General features: G+C 64.5%; 15 protein-coding genes. All 15 read right to left on the reverse strand.

The features are described 5' to 3' along the window. Positions 1–14: 14 nt before the first annotated feature. The 15 genes from SSO01S_RS13300 to SSO01S_RS13365 all read right to left on the reverse strand — a co-directional run bounded on the left by SSO01S_RS13300 (position 15) and on the right by SSO01S_RS13365 (position 16,458). A complete protein-coding gene (locus tag SSO01S_RS13300) occupies positions 15–791 on the reverse strand; it encodes an SDR family NAD(P)-dependent oxidoreductase (protein ID WP_066799510.1) in 777 nt (258 codons plus the stop codon). Continuing rightward, complete coding sequence (locus SSO01S_RS13305; protein ID WP_066799512.1) at positions 788–1,597, reverse strand: alpha/beta fold hydrolase; 810 nt, start codon at positions 1,595–1,597, stop codon at positions 788–790. The genes SSO01S_RS13300 and SSO01S_RS13305 overlap by 4 nt, the downstream gene beginning before the upstream one ends. Then, a complete protein-coding gene (locus SSO01S_RS13310; RefSeq protein WP_169798358.1) occupies positions 1,594–2,361 on the reverse strand; it encodes an alpha/beta fold hydrolase in 768 nt (255 codons plus the stop codon). The genes SSO01S_RS13305 and SSO01S_RS13310 overlap by 4 nt, the downstream gene beginning before the upstream one ends. A gap of 26 nt (positions 2,362–2,387) precedes the next feature. Next, positions 2,388–3,602: a CaiB/BaiF CoA transferase family protein gene (locus tag SSO01S_RS13315; RefSeq protein WP_066799515.1), complete on the reverse strand. Its 1,215-nt coding sequence runs from the start codon at positions 3,600–3,602 to the stop codon at positions 2,388–2,390. Next, complete coding sequence (locus SSO01S_RS13320; RefSeq protein ID WP_066799517.1) at positions 3,599–4,378, reverse strand: IclR family transcriptional regulator; 780 nt, start codon at positions 4,376–4,378, stop codon at positions 3,599–3,601. Before SSO01S_RS13320 ends, SSO01S_RS13315 begins: the two co-directional genes overlap by 4 nt. Beyond that, a complete protein-coding gene (locus SSO01S_RS13325) occupies positions 4,375–5,526 on the reverse strand; it encodes a thiolase family protein (RefSeq protein WP_066799519.1) in 1,152 nt (383 codons plus the stop codon). Before SSO01S_RS13325 ends, SSO01S_RS13320 begins: the two co-directional genes overlap by 4 nt. Continuing rightward, entirely contained in the window at positions 5,523–5,924 is a 402-nt protein-coding gene (locus SSO01S_RS17290; RefSeq protein WP_083943050.1) for an OB-fold domain-containing protein, read from the reverse strand. The genes SSO01S_RS13325 and SSO01S_RS17290 overlap by 4 nt, the downstream gene beginning before the upstream one ends. A 517-nt stretch (positions 5,925–6,441) precedes the next feature. Further along, complete coding sequence (locus tag SSO01S_RS13330; protein ID WP_066799521.1) at positions 6,442–8,469, reverse strand: response regulator; 2,028 nt, start codon at positions 8,467–8,469, stop codon at positions 6,442–6,444. Continuing rightward, on the reverse strand, positions 8,466–9,536 hold the full coding sequence (gene cheB, locus SSO01S_RS13335) for a chemotaxis-specific protein-glutamate methyltransferase CheB (RefSeq protein ID WP_066799523.1): 1,071 nt from the start codon (positions 9,534–9,536) through the stop codon (positions 8,466–8,468). Before cheB ends, SSO01S_RS13330 begins: the two co-directional genes overlap by 4 nt. Positions 9,537–9,538: 2 nt before the next feature. Further along, the gene (locus SSO01S_RS13340) at positions 9,539–11,593 is read right to left on the reverse strand and encodes a hybrid sensor histidine kinase/response regulator (RefSeq protein WP_083943052.1); all 2,055 of its coding nucleotides are present in this window, start codon (positions 11,591–11,593) and stop codon (positions 9,539–9,541) included. Beyond that, entirely contained in the window at positions 11,590–13,062 is a 1,473-nt protein-coding gene (locus SSO01S_RS13345; RefSeq protein ID WP_066799527.1) for a methyl-accepting chemotaxis protein, read from the reverse strand. Before SSO01S_RS13345 ends, SSO01S_RS13340 begins: the two co-directional genes overlap by 4 nt. A 2-nt stretch (positions 13,063–13,064) precedes the next feature. Further along, positions 13,065–13,580 (reverse strand): chemotaxis protein CheW, encoded by a 516-nt coding sequence (locus SSO01S_RS13350; protein WP_066799529.1) that lies wholly within the window; start codon positions 13,578–13,580, stop codon positions 13,065–13,067. Further along, positions 13,577–15,097 (reverse strand): CheR family methyltransferase, encoded by a 1,521-nt coding sequence (locus tag SSO01S_RS13355; RefSeq protein ID WP_066799531.1) that lies wholly within the window; start codon positions 15,095–15,097, stop codon positions 13,577–13,579. Before SSO01S_RS13355 ends, SSO01S_RS13350 begins: the two co-directional genes overlap by 4 nt. Next, positions 15,094–15,555, reverse strand: coding sequence for a chemotaxis protein CheW (locus tag SSO01S_RS13360; protein WP_083943056.1), 462 nt, complete (start codon positions 15,553–15,555; stop codon positions 15,094–15,096). Before SSO01S_RS13360 ends, SSO01S_RS13355 begins: the two co-directional genes overlap by 4 nt. Positions 15,556–15,834: 279 nt before the next feature. Then, the gene (locus tag SSO01S_RS13365; protein ID WP_369404252.1) at positions 15,835–16,458 is read right to left on the reverse strand and encodes a response regulator transcription factor; all 624 of its coding nucleotides are present in this window, start codon (positions 16,456–16,458) and stop codon (positions 15,835–15,837) included. Positions 16,459–16,667: the final 209 nt, after the last annotated feature.

Below are 16,667 nucleotides of genomic sequence, written 5' to 3' on the forward strand. Positions count from 1 at the left end.
TTTGAATTAGTCTGTTAGCTGCGTAACGTCCGCAATGAGGCCAGGCCGCCATCCACCACGACGAACGATCCGGTGACGGAGCTACATGCGGGGTTGATCAGGAAGGACACGGCGTGCGCGACCTCGGTCGGATCGACCATCTTTGCCGTAGGTTGTCGCTGCTCATATTCGCGGCGCTGCGCGGCAGGGTCGCTCGCCGCGTCGATCAGCGCGTGCATGAAGGGCGTTTCGACGGTGCCGGGGACGACGCCGTTCACGCGAATGCCTTCGTGTACCAGGTCGGCCGCGATACTAAGCGTCATGCTGTGAATCGCACCTTTGGACGCCGAATAGGCTGCGCGTTGGGTGATGCCGGACGTGGCCGAGCATGACGAGATGTTGACGATCGCGGGCGAGCGCGAGGTTCGCAGCAGCGGCAATGCACAGACGGTGGCGCGCCGGTACCCCATCAGGTTCACGTTCAGCAGCTCGAGCCATTGTTCGTCGCTGCCATCTTCGACGCCGCCAACGAACGCGACACCGGCGTTGTTCACCAGCGCGTCGAGACCTCCCGCAGCCTGCCCGATCTTCTCGAACGCCTGGCGAACGCTGTCCGACGAGCGGAGGTCGGTGTGGATAAAGGCTTCCGCGCCGCCCGCCGATCCCTGTTTCAGGTCGAGATTGAAAACCGTGGCGCCCTGAACATTCAGCAGGGTGCAGATCGCATGCCCGATTCCGGCGCTGCCGCCCGTCACCGCGACGCGCAGGCCGCGCGGCAGAGATCCGGACGACGCGGTGGCTGTGACGCTCATTGCTGGGGCACCTTCCAATATTGCATGAGCTGCCGCGCGAGCCGATCCGGATCGGTCAGCGGCAGCATGTGCCCGCCACGCGGCAGCACTTCGAGCTGAAGCCCGTCACGCGCCTTCGCGCCTCCGGCAAGTACGCCGTCGAACGACGAGACCGGGACCGAGGCATCGTCGGCGGCAGCGATGCAGAGCGTCGGCGGCAGCTCCGTAGCTTCCAGCGGGAGGCGTCCGAACCCTGCTAGCGACCGCCAGCCATCAGCATATCCTGTGGCGGAAACCGCCGAGATCGCGTCGCGCCCATAGGCGAATGCGCTGTGGTAGGCGGGTAGGTCTTCAAGGCCGGCGAACCACCGTTTCAGCGATTGTTCGACGGTGTCCGCCATGCCACCAGCTTCGATCTGTCGTGCCCGTTCGGCAAAGCTCGGCATGGATTCGAGCGGGGTGGCAACGAGCGTGAGGCTTTGCACGTCACTGCGCAGGGACACTGCCGCAAGCGTGGCGACAACACCGCCAAGGGCGTGGCCCAGCAGGTGAACCGGCCGGTCGACCCAGCGGATCATGGCCAGCGCATCGTCGACCAGCGCCTGAAGCGTGAAGCCCGTGTCGCCTGCACGGCTGCCATGGCCGCAATGGTCATAGGAAATGACGTCCAGCGATCCGCCAAGCGCATCGCGAAGCGGATCGAATGCGCGCCGGTCCAGACCCAGCGCGTGCAGGAGCAATATGGCCTGTCCCTCAGGCGTTCCCGACCTGCGCACGATCATGCTTCGCCCGCCCACAAGGATGGTGCCGTCCTTGTACCGGCTCATGCGCGCGCCCCCGCTGGCACGATGTCTGCGCCTTCAACGGCGACCCAATGCGCCTCGAGCAATCGAGCGGCATCGGGTGCCATGGTCAGGGGAAAGAGGTGCCCGCCCGTCAGCAGCGTCTCGAGTCCGGCACCCGCCCCGGTCGCGTTGCCATTGATCGCATCCACGATCCCCGACATCACCGAGGGCGGCGTCGACAGGTCGTCCGCAGAGGCGATGCACAGAGTTGCCGGCGGAGAATCCAGACTGGAGAAATCGCCGAAAGCGGCGAGTGCCAGCCAGGTCGATGCGATGGCGTCGGCGGGCAGGGAGGTCAGCGAGCGCGATGCATAGTCGATATGCGGCTGCCAGTGCGGCGGCGGCGCATCGCCGAACCAGCGGGCGAGGGTGGCTTCCCTGAACGCTTCGACACCGTTGAGGCGGGTAGCATCGGCGCGATCGGCATAGAGTTTTCCTCCCGCCGAAGGCGTGGCAAGAAGCGCGAGCGACGCGATATCATGGCCATCCCCGCGAAGCCGCTGGCAGGCGAGTGCCGCGACCGCGCCGCCGAACGAATGTCCCAACAGATGGACCGGGCCGTCCGCTACCTGCCGGATACGCTCTGCGGCGTGGGTGACATGATCCTCAAGGCGATCGCTCGCACGATCGCGCATCGTTCCATGGCCCAGAAGATCGACCGCAATCAGGGGCCGATCGTCCGACAGGCTTCCCCGAAGCGGCTCGAACGAATGGCCGTCGAGGCCAAGCGCGTGGAACGCGATCACAGGGATCGCTGGCCGCGCCCGGCCATTCATGCCGAGCCATTCCCCAGCACACCGTCGGCCAGCAGGTCGTCCGCGACGGATCGCGGTATATCCAGCCACGCCGACAAGACGGAAACATTGTCCTGGCCGAGGGTGGGCGGATAGGTCGGCTCCGGGCCCCTGCCACTGGCGAACTTGATGGGATTGCCCACCACCTCGATCCGCTTCCCCTTGGGCGTTTGCATCTCGACGATCATGCCGCGATTTGCGGCACGCGCATCGTCAAGGGCCTCCGGAACGCGCTTGATCAGCGCGGCGGGGACGTCGTTGCTCTGGAGGTTGTCGACATGCTCGACTGCATCCTTTTCAAGGAATGCCGCCTCCAGCAACTCCCACAGTTCCACACGATTCTTCAGTCGGTCGGAGGCGGTCGCGAAACGCGCATCACCCGCCAACTCTGACAGATCGAGCGATCTGCACAGCCCCTGCCACATCTTTTCGGTGTTCGCCGTCACGACCAGTTCGCGGCCATCCCGGGCCTTGAACGTTCGATAGGTCGGGATCGAATCGTGCCCCGCGCCCTGAGGGCCCGGATCCGTTCCTGCGACAAGCGAATAGGTACCTTGATACGAGAGCATCGCGAGCTGGCAATCGAGCATTGCGACATCGATAATCTCAGCGCGTTCCGTAGAATTTCGGCGATGCAGGGCTGCGCAAATGGCGATGCAGGCATAGAGACCCGCCACCGTGTCACCAGCCGGGATGCCAAGCCTGACCGCGGGTCGGCCCGGCTCCCCGGTAATGCTCATCACGCCCGACAGCGCCTGCACGATCATGTCGTAGGCGGGCTTTGTGCTGTCCGGCCCGGCCTGACCGAAGCCGCTGATCGACGCCCAAATCAACCGCGGATGGCTGGCCGCGATCGTCTCGATGTCCAGTCCGATCTTGCGCGCGACGCCGGGCCGGAAGTTCTCGACCACGACATCTGCTTTCGCGACGAGATCCAGCAGCAACTGCCGCCCGCGATCCTTCTTCAAGTCGAGCGAGACGCTTTGCTTGTTTCGGTTGATCCCGAGAAAGTACAGGCTTTCCCCGTCCAGGAAATGAGGGGGGATGTGTCGGCTGGAATCGCCGTCGGGCGATTCGACCTTGATCACCTCGGCACCAAGGTCCGCAAGAATCTGCGTGCAAAAAGGTCCGGAAAGAAATGTGGTGAGATCGAGGACGCGTACACCATGTAGCGGCTGGCCGGGCGAACTCATCTGGCCGCTCCGAGAAACCGCGAGATCTCGTCGCTCTTTTCCATGATATCCTTAACGATGGCATCGATACTGGCGTGGGGCATGCGCTCCTGTGGAGAGGTCATGCAGAGGCAGCCGAAAACGCCTTTTGCGTCGAAGACCGGAGCGGCGACGCCTCGCGCACCGCGCAGTTTTTGCCCTTCGCTGATCGCGTATCCCCGCTCGCGCACTTCGCGTAGTTCCGCCATTCTCGCACGCAAGGACGGCGGCTTCTCTCCCGACACCGACGGGGCGGCCTCGCGAAGCAGGATTTGCTCGATTTCATTCTCCGGCAAGAATGCGAGGATCGCCTTGCCAGACGCTCCCCAATATAACGACAGCGGCCGGTGAAGATCGATCTGGTAGGTCAGCATCTGGCTACCGTCAGCACGGTAGACAAAGTTCATCGCCCGATCAGCGGCGACATACCGTCCAAGCAGAACCGTCTCATTATACTTTGCGGCCAGTGCATCCACGATGGGCTGGGCGATAGTGACCTGGGACATGCCCTGGATCACGCGCGCCGAGATCCGGTAGAAGCGCGGCCCGATGCGATAGATGCCGCTGCCCGACGCGGCTACAAACCCTTCAGCGGCGAGCGCGTTGAGCAGCCGGTGGGCGGTAGATGGCGGCACCTTCAGATCGGCGCTGACCTGCTTGACCGTTACCGGGCCCGGCGCGTCGGCCAAGTGCGCCAACAGGTAGAGGGCGCGGCTGATGCTGCTCGTGCCCGGTCCTTCGTCGCTGTTCCCCGTCATATTCTGTCCAGTGCATTCAAGATGTGGATGGCACATGCGCCATGATCGAGGCGAGCTATGCCACCGCCGGTGACGTGCGTCATGCCGACGCGCGCATTCGGCACCTGTCGTGCGCCCGCCTGACCCGTCAGTTGCCAGTAGAGTTCGACAATTTGCGCGACACCGCTGCAGCCAACAGGATGCCCTTTCGAAAGCAGCCCGCCGCTGGGATTGACGACGACGGCGCCGCCGAAACTGCTCTGGCCCGAGGTCAGAAAGGATGCGGATTCACCGGCTTCGCAGAGCCCTAGCGCTTCATAATATACAAGCTCTGCTATCGAGAATGCGTCGTGGAGTTCGACGACATCCAGGTCCTGCGGCCCAATTCCCGCCTGCTCGAAGGCATCGCTCGCGGAGTGCCGGGTAATCTCCGGTTGCAACATGTTGCGGAAGCCCGATGTCGGCGTTCCGGAGTGGAGCACAGATCCGCTAATTTCCACCGTCGGCAACGCTAGCCGCTTGCGAATGTCGTTGTTCACCACGATGACCGCGGCCGCGCCGTCGCCAGTCGGGCAGCATTGCAGCAGTGTAAGCGGGTCGGAAATCATCCGAGACGCGAGAACCTCTTCGACGCTGGTCGGTTTGCGCAGCTGTGCGAAAGGATTCATCGCGCCATGGCGCCGCGCCTTTACGCTAACCTGCGCCAGCACGTCGGTCGACACGCCCCGTTCGTACAGGTATCGCCGGGCCCGCATCGCATACAAAGCGGGCATGACCATGCCGCTCTGCACTTCGATATCTTCCGCGACCAGCGGCAAGGTGCCCCCACCGAACTGGGTGAGCTTATCGACCCCGATTACGAGCGCCGCAGCATGTTCCCCGCTGCACACGCTCTTCCAGGCGAGATGCAAGGCGCTGGCACCGCCCGAACACGCATTGTCGATGTTGAAGATCGGAACGCCGCCGATCCCCACCTCCTTGACGATGCGTTGGCCCGTAAGCATTCCGCCGAAGGCATGACCGCAATACACGGCGTCGATTTCGCTCGCTTCGAGACCAGCGTCTCGCATTGCCTTGCGGACCGGCGGCACCGCCAATCCGCCGTAGCTTGAATTACGATGTTTCCCCATCGGGATCATCGCGCCGCTCACGATGAAGGCGCGGCTCACTGGCCTTCCCCCGCGACAGGCTCGACGAACCATTCGGAACCCTCGCTGGCAAGGCGAACGGCACAGTCACAGCCCAATGCGTGATGGGAGCCCCGCACCTTTGCCAAGACACGGACATCTCCGGGAAAATCTACATAGCCGATCGTGTACGGCACGGACTGCGAAGAGGACACATGGACTGTCGAGAAGCTGTAAAGGACGCCTTCAGGACCGACCTCGGCGTGCTGTGCGCCAGCCGTGTGGGGAAAACTGCGCCGCCCTTGCGCAGTGATCGCGCAGAGCAAGAATGTCGCGCCATCACGCACGACAAAGGTGGGCAGATCGGACCCATCCAAATCTGGAATCGGATGTCCCTCGCTGGGTACGCTCTCACCAGGGGGACACTGATCGGTGTTCATATAATTCCATTCAATGGAAAGGCTTTCCAACAGAAGAAATAAATAGCAGCGCCGTCGCGCCAGTTCAACCCTGAAGATGACGGTGGATTTGAAACCTGGGGGCAAAAGGAATCGATGCGCGGCCGCCCATTCTCGTTCGCGCTAGTTCCCGGGTCGGCTCTGCTCGGGTTTGAGCATTTGTGATCGAGGCTGCGTGTGCCCAATGCCTACCCAGGCCCGATCACTGGCGCCCGGCTAAACCAGCGCCAGCTTTTTGCGGCTCGCCTGAAAGCTGACCGTCAGTTCCCGGCCCAAAAGGCCGATTTCCAAACTCCGTTGAAAGGCAGATCCGGACCACGAGCCATCGACGCGACCTATTTGAAGGCGCACCGCACGGCATCGACTGGCACCGCGTCGCCACCCGCTACGACCGCTGCCACCGTTATCTTCTGGCTCTGATCAGTGAGTTCTGACCCCAGGCAAGCGCCGCTTCCTGCTACCCAGCGCCCAATTCCGCGCCTTCGAAGCGCCGGATTACTTAGCCGGAAGCTTCCAGCATCTCGGTTGGCAGGGTGAAGTTGAAGGTCACTCCGGCCTGGTCGTTCGGAGAGATCCATATCCTGCCCGCATGCGCCTCGATGATCGACTGGCAGATCTTCAGGCCGATGCCCATTCCGTCGCTCTTGGTAGTGGTAAAGGGCTGGAAGAGCCGCTTCATCACCTCGCCGTCTATGCCCGGCCCGGTGTCCGAAACCGATATTAGCGCCGAGCGGCGATCATCGAGCCGCGTTGCGATCGTCAGCACCCGCTGCTGGCTGCGGCGCATCGCCTCCATCGCGTTGCGGCACAGGTTCACGATAACCTGTTGGATCTGGACCTTGTTGAGCAACATCGGCGGAAGCCCTGGGGCAAGATCGACCTCGAGCCGGGTGCTCGAATAGGCGGTGCCCACCGTGCCGAGCGCGATGGCTTCCTCGACAACCTTGTTCAGGTCCTCGACCGTGCGGTTCGTCTCGCGCTTCTCGATGAAATCACGGAGGTTCCGGATGATATCGCCCGCGCGCGCCAATTGGCGCGATGCGTTTTCCACCATCTCCGCTGCGGCATGGTCCATGTCCTCGACGTTCAAGCGACGGCGCGCGACTTCCAGGAAGTTCATGCCCGCGGTCAGGGGCTGGTTTAATTCGTGCGCCAGCGTCGCCGCCATCATGCCCATCGCGTTCCACCGCGATACGTGCGCCAGCTCGCTCTGCAACTGGCTTACCGCGATCTCGTTGCGCCGCCGCTCGACCAGCACGGCCTGCATCGCATCCAGCTCGCGCGCTGCGCGAGCCTCCACGGCTTCGAGTTCCTTCTGCGCCAATTGCTCCCGGATCAGGCGCGCTTGGTCTTCAAATTGCTTGCGGCGGAGTTGCGCCAGCACGCGCGATCGCAGGATGTCGAAGTCGCTGGACTTGCAGATATAATCGTCGGCGCCGGCGTCCAGACCCCGCACCATCGATTCCCGGTCTTCCATCGCAGTCAGCATGATCACCGGGGTGCCGCGCAGCAGCGGAACCGATTTGATCTGCCTGCATGTGTCGTGGCCGTCCATGCCGGGCATCATCAGGTCCAGCAAAATGCAATCCACGGGCTGCTCTACCAGCAGTTCGAGCGCCTCTTCGCCGGAGCGCGCAAGCGCAACATCATATCCCTCGGCGCGCAGCTCGCTGGCGAGATGCTGGAGATAGGTTTCGCTGTCGTCGACGGCGAGAATCTTCTTGGGGCCAAGCAGGCTGGGACTGGCAAGCTCGCCGGCGTCCAGCCGTTCGGCGCTGCGCAGCACGGCTCCGAGCCTTGCCAGCAGGATTTCGATCTCGTCGCTCTTGCGAACGAACGCATCGGCCCCCGCGTCGAGCGCGCGGACCTCCGCCGCCAGATCGGTCGATGCGGTCAGCAGGATGCACGGGATGCGGCGCAGCGCCGCATCCAGCCGCACGCGCCGGATCACCGATGGGCCGTCAATGTCTGGCAGCACGCCATCCACCACCATTGCCGTGGGCCGCGCGGCGGCGGCGAGCCGCAGGCCGTCTTCGCCCGAACTGGCCGTCAGCACATGATAGGCTGCATCCTCAAGCGCCTGCTTCAGCTGCTCGCGATAGGTGGGGCTGTCGTCGATCACCAGGATGGTCTGGCCGACCAGTGTCTCGTCGGTCTGGGCGCGGCGCAGCAATTCGCCCGCGCGCGCGACGACATAGCTCAGGTCATAGGGTTTGCCGACATATTCGTCGGCCCCCGTCCTCAGCCCGCGCAGCCGGTCCTGCACCTCGGTCTCGCTCGACAGCAGCATGACTGCGACGGCGTTCGTCCCGGGGGCTGCCTTGATCTCGGCAAGAAACTCGACCCCGTCGCCGTCAGGCAAGCGCACGTCGAGTACGATCAGGCCAAACTCCTCGCGCGAAAGCACCTCCCGGGCTTCGCCGAGCGTGGAGCAGGCTTTGACGGTGAGGTTGGCTTCCTCGAACGCTTCCTTGAGGTTCATGCGAACCGTGAAGCTGTCGTCGACGATCAGGACCCGGGTGTTCATCTGCGCAACTTTCCCGGCGCCAGCGCGATCAGCGCCCGTCCGATCTCGGCCAAGGGAAGGATGCGTTCGGCGGCGCCGATCTGCGCCGCTTCGCGCGGCATGCCATACACCACCGAACTTGCTTCATCCTGCGCGATGGTGCGGCCCCCGGCGCGCCGGATGTCCAGAAGCCCGGACGCGCCGTCGCGCCCCATTCCCGTCAGCAGGCATCCGATCGCGGCGCTGCCATATTCGCGCGCAACCGATTCAAACAGCACATCCACCGATGGGCGGCACGAATAGCGCTCCGCCGCCGAGCTCAGCCGCAGCACGCCGTCTTCTATCAGCATGTGGCGATCGGGCGGCGCCATCACGATACGGTGCTGCGATCCCAGCCTTTCGCCGTCGCGGGCATAGGCCACGGGGTGCTGCGTTTGCGCATCGAGCCAGTCGGCGAACAGGGTTCCGAACGGTTCGCCGATGTGCAGCACCAGCAATATCGGCAGGGGATAGTCTGCGGGCAGCGCGCGAAGGATCTCGACGACGGCACCCGGACCGCCGGTCGATGCGCCGATGGCGACGACATCGCTGCCTCGCGCGGCCTTTCTCGGAGCGGCCGCGGCCGTCGGCCTGGGGCTGCGATTTGCGTCCCCCAACGCGCCGATCCGCAGGCGCGGATGCGTGATCACCTTGATGCGCGAAACCAGCTTCACCGCCGCTACGAACCGCGCCTCCCATTTGCCGTCTTCCTCGTCACCCAACGGCTTGTCGAGCACGTCGACGGCGCCTGCGGCCAGCGCGTCATAGGTGCGGAACAGCTCGCCGCGATTGGTCGAAGCGGAAACCACCAGGATCGGCGTGGGGAAATGCGCCATGACATATTCGGTCACCGCGACGCCGGTCATCAGCGGCAGCATCATGTCGACCGTCATCACGTCGGGCCGCAGATCCTGGCACAGCTCGATCGCGCGCTTGCCGTCTTCGGCGGTGCCGACGACTTCGATTTGCGGGTCGCTTGACAGCACTTCGACCAGCCGTTCGCGGACGGTCAGCGAATCCTCGACGATCAGGACGCGGATCTTCGCCATCGCTACTTCACCAGCCCGCGGATCATCTCGAGAACCCTGCGCTGATCGAATTCGCTTTTGACGACATAGCCGTGTGCGCCGGCATCCGTGCCGCGCTGGCGGTCCTCGGGCGAGTTGCGCGAGGTGACCAGGATCGCCGGGACCGCGCTCAGCTTCGGATCGGCGCGCGTCGCTTCCACGAACGCAAAGCCATCCATGCCGGGCATCTCGACATCCACCATGAACAGAGAATAGCGTCTTTTCCGTGCCTTACCCAGCGCTTCTTCGGCCGAATTGGCCGTCTCTACCTCATATCCCGCAGATTCGAGGATGCTCTGCTCGAGCATGCGCGTCGTCAGCGAATCGTCGATGACCAGAATGGGCGCGAGCCGACGCCGTTTGCCCGCATTTTCCACGGGCTTGCTGCGCAGCGCTGCCGCGACGGCCGCCTCGGCTTCGATGACCGGCCGGGGCACGCCGTTGGGATCGAGATAGACGCCCGCCACCACGGGTTCTGCATGCGCGAGCGCCGGCGCGGGGCGCACCACGATGCCGGCGGTGCCCTTCAGACCGTGCACGCCGATCGCCGCGCGCTGCGATTCATTGCCGATCACCACCGCGGTGGTCATTTCGCTCGTGTTCGCCCCGAGCCGGTGCGCCGGGTCGAGGATCTCTGGCAGGGCGATGAACGGGATGACTGTGTCCTCGTCGACGATCGATGCTCCATCTGCGGTGAGCGACACCGCGCCCGGGGCGAGCCATACGGTGCGGCGCGTGGCCGTTATCGGGATTGCAGCGGTCAGCCCCTCGGCTTCGACGAGCAGAGCATCCATTGCCGCGAGCGAGACGGGCACCAGCAGTTCGATCGTGGAGCCGCTCCCCCTCGCGGTTCGCGCCGCAACGCTACCCTTCAAAAGCGTGGTGACCTCCCGGACGACGCCCAGACCCACGCCCCGGCCCGAGGCCTCGGTTACTCCCTGCGCGGTCGAAAGGCCGCCATCGAACAGCAAATCCAGAAGCTGGGCCTCGCCGGCGGCGTCCGCGCCAGGGGGCAGCGCGCCGCGCGCTTCGGCCGCCCGGCGAAGCGCATCGAGATCGATGCCGCCGCCATCGTCGCTGCACAAGAATGCGATCCGGTTGCCCCGGCGGACGACCTCGATCTCGATGCGTCCCGCTTCGGGCTTGCCCGCCATGATGCGTTCCGCCGGAGCCTCGATGCCGTGGGCGATCGCGTTGCGGACGAGCTGCACCAGCGCGCGGTGGACAAGCCCCAGGACCTTGCCGTCGAGCCGCACGTCGCCTCCCCGGAAACTAAGCTCGGCCTTTTTGCCAAGCGCCTGCGCGGAGTCGCGCACCGCGCGTTCGAGCGCGCCGAATGCCGTGTGGCACGCGATCAAATGAAGCCGGTCGGCAGCGTCGCGCGCGGTGCGCAGCTCGCGCTCGGCCTGGTCGGTGGTCGACTTGAGGCGCTGCTCGAGCTCGGCGAGCAGGCGGGGCAGGTCCTCCACGATCTGTCGGTGCCGCGCATCCGGCACGAGCATCGCGCGCGAAGCGTCCCGCCCGTCCCCGGCGAGCGCGCGGGACATGTCGCGCGCCTGTTCTACCAGCAGCGCGGCGTCACGAAATCCGTGCAATTGCACGGTCGCCTCCGATATGCCGCGGGTCAGCGCATCCAGTTCGTCGGGGTCGGCGCTTAGCCCTCCCAGATATTCGTCGCTGGCGGCGGGCGCTGCGTTCTTCGGCGCGGCGGCGGGGCTGGCCGGGGCAGGGGTTAGCGCTTCCACCTCGGCCGCAATCGCATCGACATGCGCTAGGATTGCGTCGATCGCCGCGCGGGAGGGACGCTTCTGCCCCTCAAGAGCCGCGAGCGAATCTTCCAGCGCATGCGTCAGGTCGGCGATTACGCGCTGCCTGACGACGCTGGCGGCACCCTTGAGCGTATGCGCGAGCCGCATGAGCCGCGCGACCGCCTCGGGCGTGATCTGCCGCTCGATCTCCAGCGCGCCGCGGCCCAGCTCTTCCGAGATTTCCCGGGCCTCGACGCGGAAGAACCGCAACGGATCTTTTGGGGGTGTCACGCCCGCGAGCCGGCCTGGATCAGCTGCGCCAGATCGCGCGAGAGATTTGCCAGTTCGGATGCGGTCTGGAGTATCTGAGCCGCGCTGGCCTCGGTCTCCTTGGTCGCCTGGGCCACGTTCGACGTGGCGATGTTCACCTGTTCCACAGCGCTTGTCTGCTGCTTGGTGGAAAGCTCGATCTCCTTGGCTGCGTCGGTCGTGGTCGAGACCATCCCCGATATCTGCTTGAACGCGGCGGCGACATTCTCGAACTCCTGCGCGCCGGCATCCACCGCCTTGGAGCCGCTTTCGGTGGCCATCACGGTGGTGTTCACCGCGGTGCGTACATCATCGATCAGGACTCGGATTTCCTTGGTCGATCCGGCGACGCGGTCGGAAAGCTTGCGGATCTCGTCGGCCACCACGCCAAAGCGCTTGCCCGCCTCGCCTGCGCCCGCCGCTTCGATCGTCGCGTTCACCGCCAGGATGTTGGTCTGCTCCGCGAGTTCGGAAACAATGTCGAGGATCGAGCCGATCTGCTGCGATTTCCTGCCCAGATCGAGCATGTGGCTCACGATCTGGTCGACCTGGCGGCGGATGCCGGAGATCGATGCATTCGCGCTGTCGACGGTCTGCTCGCCGGCCTGGGCGGCGGTGTCGGTATCCTCGGCCACCTGCGCCACGCGCTGCGCGCTCTCCGCGATCTGCCGCGATGTCGCGATCAGCTCGCGGATTGTCGTCGCGATCTCGCTCATCGCGCTCGATTGCTCCTTCGCGCCCGTCGCCTGCTGGTTTGCGGCCGCCTGAAGTTCCGCCGAAGAGCTCTCGATCAGTCCCACCGCGCCTCCGATGCGCCGCTTCAGCCGGGCAATCGTCAACCACCCGGTCAGCGCGACCAGCGCCACCCCGATCAACCCGCCCCACAGAATGAAGGCCTTTACCCAGAACGCACTTTCCTCGGCGTTGCGCGCGCGCTCCTGGAGAACGCTGTTTTCCTCCGCGTCGATGCTCCCGGTGATGGCGCGGATCCGGTCCATCAGCTCCTTGCCGGTTTCTGTGGCGACCAGTCGCTGGCTGGCTTCGCTGCCCTGCGTCCGCCTGATCTCCACCACCTGCTGCGCATCTGCGATGCGCTTCTCGATCAGCGGCGCCAGTTCGGCCAGTTGGCGCTGGTGCCCCGGATTTTCGGTCGTAAGGTTGCGTAGCGTCGTGAGGGTATTGCGGGCCTCGCGTGATCCGGCCTCATAGGGAACGAGATATTCGTCCTTGCCGACGAGTGCGAAGCCGCGCGCTCCGGTCTCGACGTCGGTGAGTTGCGCGACGAGTTTCAGCAGATTGCGGCGCACCTGCTGCGCGTGATCGACCAGCGCCTCCTTCTCGAGCGTGGTCGCAGTACTCGTGTAGCCGACAATGGCCACGAACAAGAGCACCAGCCCGATAAGCCCGTAGCCCGCCGCCAGAATCCGGCCGAACGTCCAGTTCTTCGCCATGACTATTTCTCCCCTCCGGCATCGCTCGTCTGCGAGCTGCTTTCGATGTCTTCGATCAATGAGCGCAGGCTGATGACCGGTCGCTTCTGCTTTCCGGTCAGGCTGGCGCTGATATGGCGGCGGCGCGCGCTTTGCTGCGCCTGCGCGATCCACTCCGCAGGTTCGCGCAAATGTCCTTCAAACGCCTCGAAGGCGAAGGCCAGCGCGCGCATATGCCGGGCAATTGCGATCCACCGTGGGCGGTCGCCCCCGCCGTCGCCGAGAAGTTCGCTCAGCCCATAGACCGGGACAATGTCTCCGCTCAGATTGGCGACGCCCAGCAATTCCTGCCGCGCGCTCGGCAGCGGCGTAATCTGCTTGTCGCTGACCAGCGCGGCGACGTCTGCAAGCGCGATCGCATAATGCTTGCCGCCGGCTCGAATCGCCAGCAGGTCGACTGGGGGCGCTTCCTCTGCGCCTGGCGTTGCGGCGAAGCTGCGATCGAATGCCTCGCGCAGTTTGGCGGCAAGGTCGCTCATGCTGCACCTCCGCATGCCGCCAGCTCGGTGCGGCATAATGTCATCAGCGCACTGCGGCTGAACCCGCCGCCGAACAGGCCGACCTGATCACCCACGTTGCGATCGAGCAGCGCCAGCGCCTGGCGCAATTGGTCCCGGGCGGTGCGGCTGTCGCCTGCGCGGCGCGAGAGCAGACCGAGATGGAGCCGCGGCATGGCAAAGTCTGGGTCTAGCCGGGCCGCAGCGCGATTGTGCTGGACGGCGCCCTGGCTGTCGCTGGCGCTCTCGCGGCACAGCGCTTTCAGATAATGCGCGCCCGCGCACCCCGGATCGAGCCAGAGCAGTTCCTCGCACGTCCGCTCCGCCGCAGGCAGATCGCCGACATGGGTCTCTATTACGGCCTTGAGAAGCAGCATCCCAGGCTCGCGCGCCAGCGGAACGGGAAGCGCGCTCAGCAATTCCCGCGCTTCCGCATAGCGTTCGCGGCGGAGCAGATCGATTGCCGCCTCGCGCGCTGCGTCACTCCGGTGACTTTCCGGCGCCGCTTGGCTTTCGCTGCGCGGCCGCCGGGTCCTAGCGGTAATCGTTTCGATCCTGCGCGAGGCGTTGTGGATCGCTCCGAACCATGAACGATCTTCGACCGGAGCGGCGTCCATAAAGCTTGGCGGCGATGCTGGAACCGCGCCGGCCTGTTTCGGCAAAGGCGCGGCCGGTTCGCGCCGGTAATAGAAGGTGCCGTGTGATTGGCAGAGGCTGAACTCGCTCGAAAGCCCGCGCAGGGTTTCCGCATGCCCCAGGAACAGGAAGCCCCCCGGCGCAAGGCTGCGCGCAAGGCGCGCGACCACGCTGCGCGCAACCTCGACCGAGAAATACATCAAGACGTTGCGGCAGAAGATGATGTCGAACGCGCGAGGATGCCAGAACAATGGATCGTCCGCGGTCAGATTGCGCTCTTCAAAACTGACCCGCTCGCGAATGGTGCGGTCGAGCAGGAAGCTGCCGCCGCTCTCTTTGAAAAGGCGTGCACGCAGCGGCGACGGCGTCTGCCGAAGCGACCATGGCGAATAGCGCGCCGTCCTCGCCTTTTTCAGGGCGCGCGAGCTGATGTCGATGCCGAGGATGGGCACATCCCAGCCTGCGAGCGCGGGGTGCTCCTGAACGCAGGCGGCAAGCGTGTAGGCTTCCTCTCCAGAGGAGCAGCCCGCAGACAGGAGCCGCAGCCGCCGTACATCCGATCGCGCCGCGATCCGATCCGGAAGCGCCACCTGCGCAAAAGCGTCGATCTGATCGGGATTGCGGAAGAAAGATGTCTCGGTGATGGTCAGTTCTTGCGCGAGGATCCGCAATTCGTTCTTCGATCGCTCCGGCTTCCGGATCATTTCCAGATAGCCGCGAACGGATAATCCGGTTTCGTGCACGCGGGCGCGAAGCAGGTCCGCCAGCGGTGCGCGCTTGTCCGCGGCAAAATCGAGTCCCACCGATTGGAGGATTATCTCCGCGAAAGCGCTCAATTCGGCGGGTCCGGGCGGCGCGCTCATTTCTGTGCCCCGCCTTGCAGCGCTTGCAGCGCACGCTCGGTTACGGATCGGGCCAGTCTCAGCACCGATAGAAGCTCGGAATCGAGCGACGCGAGCATATCTACAATGCCGCCGCCAGCCTCTCCCAGCAAAGGCGGGAGCCGCCGGAACGAAGCAGGCGAAAGCGCACGGCTGCCGAGCACCGCCTCCACCGCCAAGGCGACGGGGGCCTGGCTGGTGCGGAGCGTGATGTATCGGGTGAAGGCCGGTTGCCCATCCTGTCCCATCAGCGCCCCCGCATCGATCACTGGCGTGGGCGTGCCGCGGATCATCGAGGTCCCCAAAACAAACGCCGGCGCGGCGGGGATCGATTCCACGGCGAGCGGGCGCATGGTTTCGCCGACATGGTCGATCGGCAACGCGCAGAGCCGGTCGCGCACCTTGAAAAGCAATACGGAGCTCGGCAATTCCCCCCTCACGCGCTTATTCCCCTAATGGCTGCGCTGCGCATCGGCTTTCGCCGCCATGTGGCCGCCCTGATCAACGCGCCCCATCTGTGCAGCTTGAGCCGGAAATTGGGCGATACCTCTCCTCCAGGACCACGCCTTCCGCTCCAATTCGATTGAGCCCAGGCCGGGCGTCAAAGCAGCGCGCTGCGTGCGGATTGCCAACAATGTCCACCGCCAGTTCCTCTCCGGATCACGGCTTCGCGTGTGTATTGGCCACGCTAGGCTTGGAAGATTTCTCCAGAATATCTCTCAGTCCTGGATCAGACCCGCCGCGAACGCGACGCGCAGGACCTCGGGCAAGCTGCGCACACCCAACTTGTCCATCAGATTGGCACGGTAAATCTCGACCGTGCGGGGGCTGATGCCCAAATCGTATCCGATCACCTTGTTTGCCTTTCCCTCGATCAGTCCGGCGAGCACGTCCCTCTCGCGCGGGGAAAGCTTGGCGATCTCCTTCTTCGCCGCGCCGATGCGCGCTGCCATACTTCCGTCGCTCTCCAGCCGAAGGAATGCGTCCGCCACGCGCTGCATCAAGGTTTCGACGTCGAACGGCTTCTCGACGAAATCAAAAGCGCCGGCTTTCATCGCTTCTACGGCAACGTCGACATTGCCCTGGCCCGTCAGCACGACGGTCACGAATTTTCCCATGGCGCGGGTAGCATTGAGCACGTCGATCCCGCTTGCCCCCGGCATATGGATGTCAAGCAATAACACTGCGGGTTCAAGCGAGTCCGCCTCCCGCAAAAGCACATCTCCCGATGCATAGGCGCGGATCACCAGATCAGATTGCGAAGAAAATAGGTCTCTCAGGGAAGATCTTACTGCTTCATCATCATCTATGATGCAGATCGTTCTACCCATCGCATTCCTCATCTGCACAATTGCGCAGCCTTGAACAAAGAATACAGTCAGGCGCAGCAAGTTATTTGAAACAGATGTCCAATTTAGATTGTTAGTATCGGTATCGCAACGACTTTGTGTTTGCAGGCGGACGTTTCGGGCGCGCGGGCGTGCACGGCCTGCGGGGGCAGGCGCGTCGATGGGAGCAAGCGTGCCTGATCAGCGGGTCGGATGGTACGCGG

It is taken from the genome of Sphingomonas soli NBRC 100801 (assembly GCF_001591025.1).
Lineage (GTDB): Bacteria > Pseudomonadota > Alphaproteobacteria > Sphingomonadales > Sphingomonadaceae > Sphingomonas > Sphingomonas soli.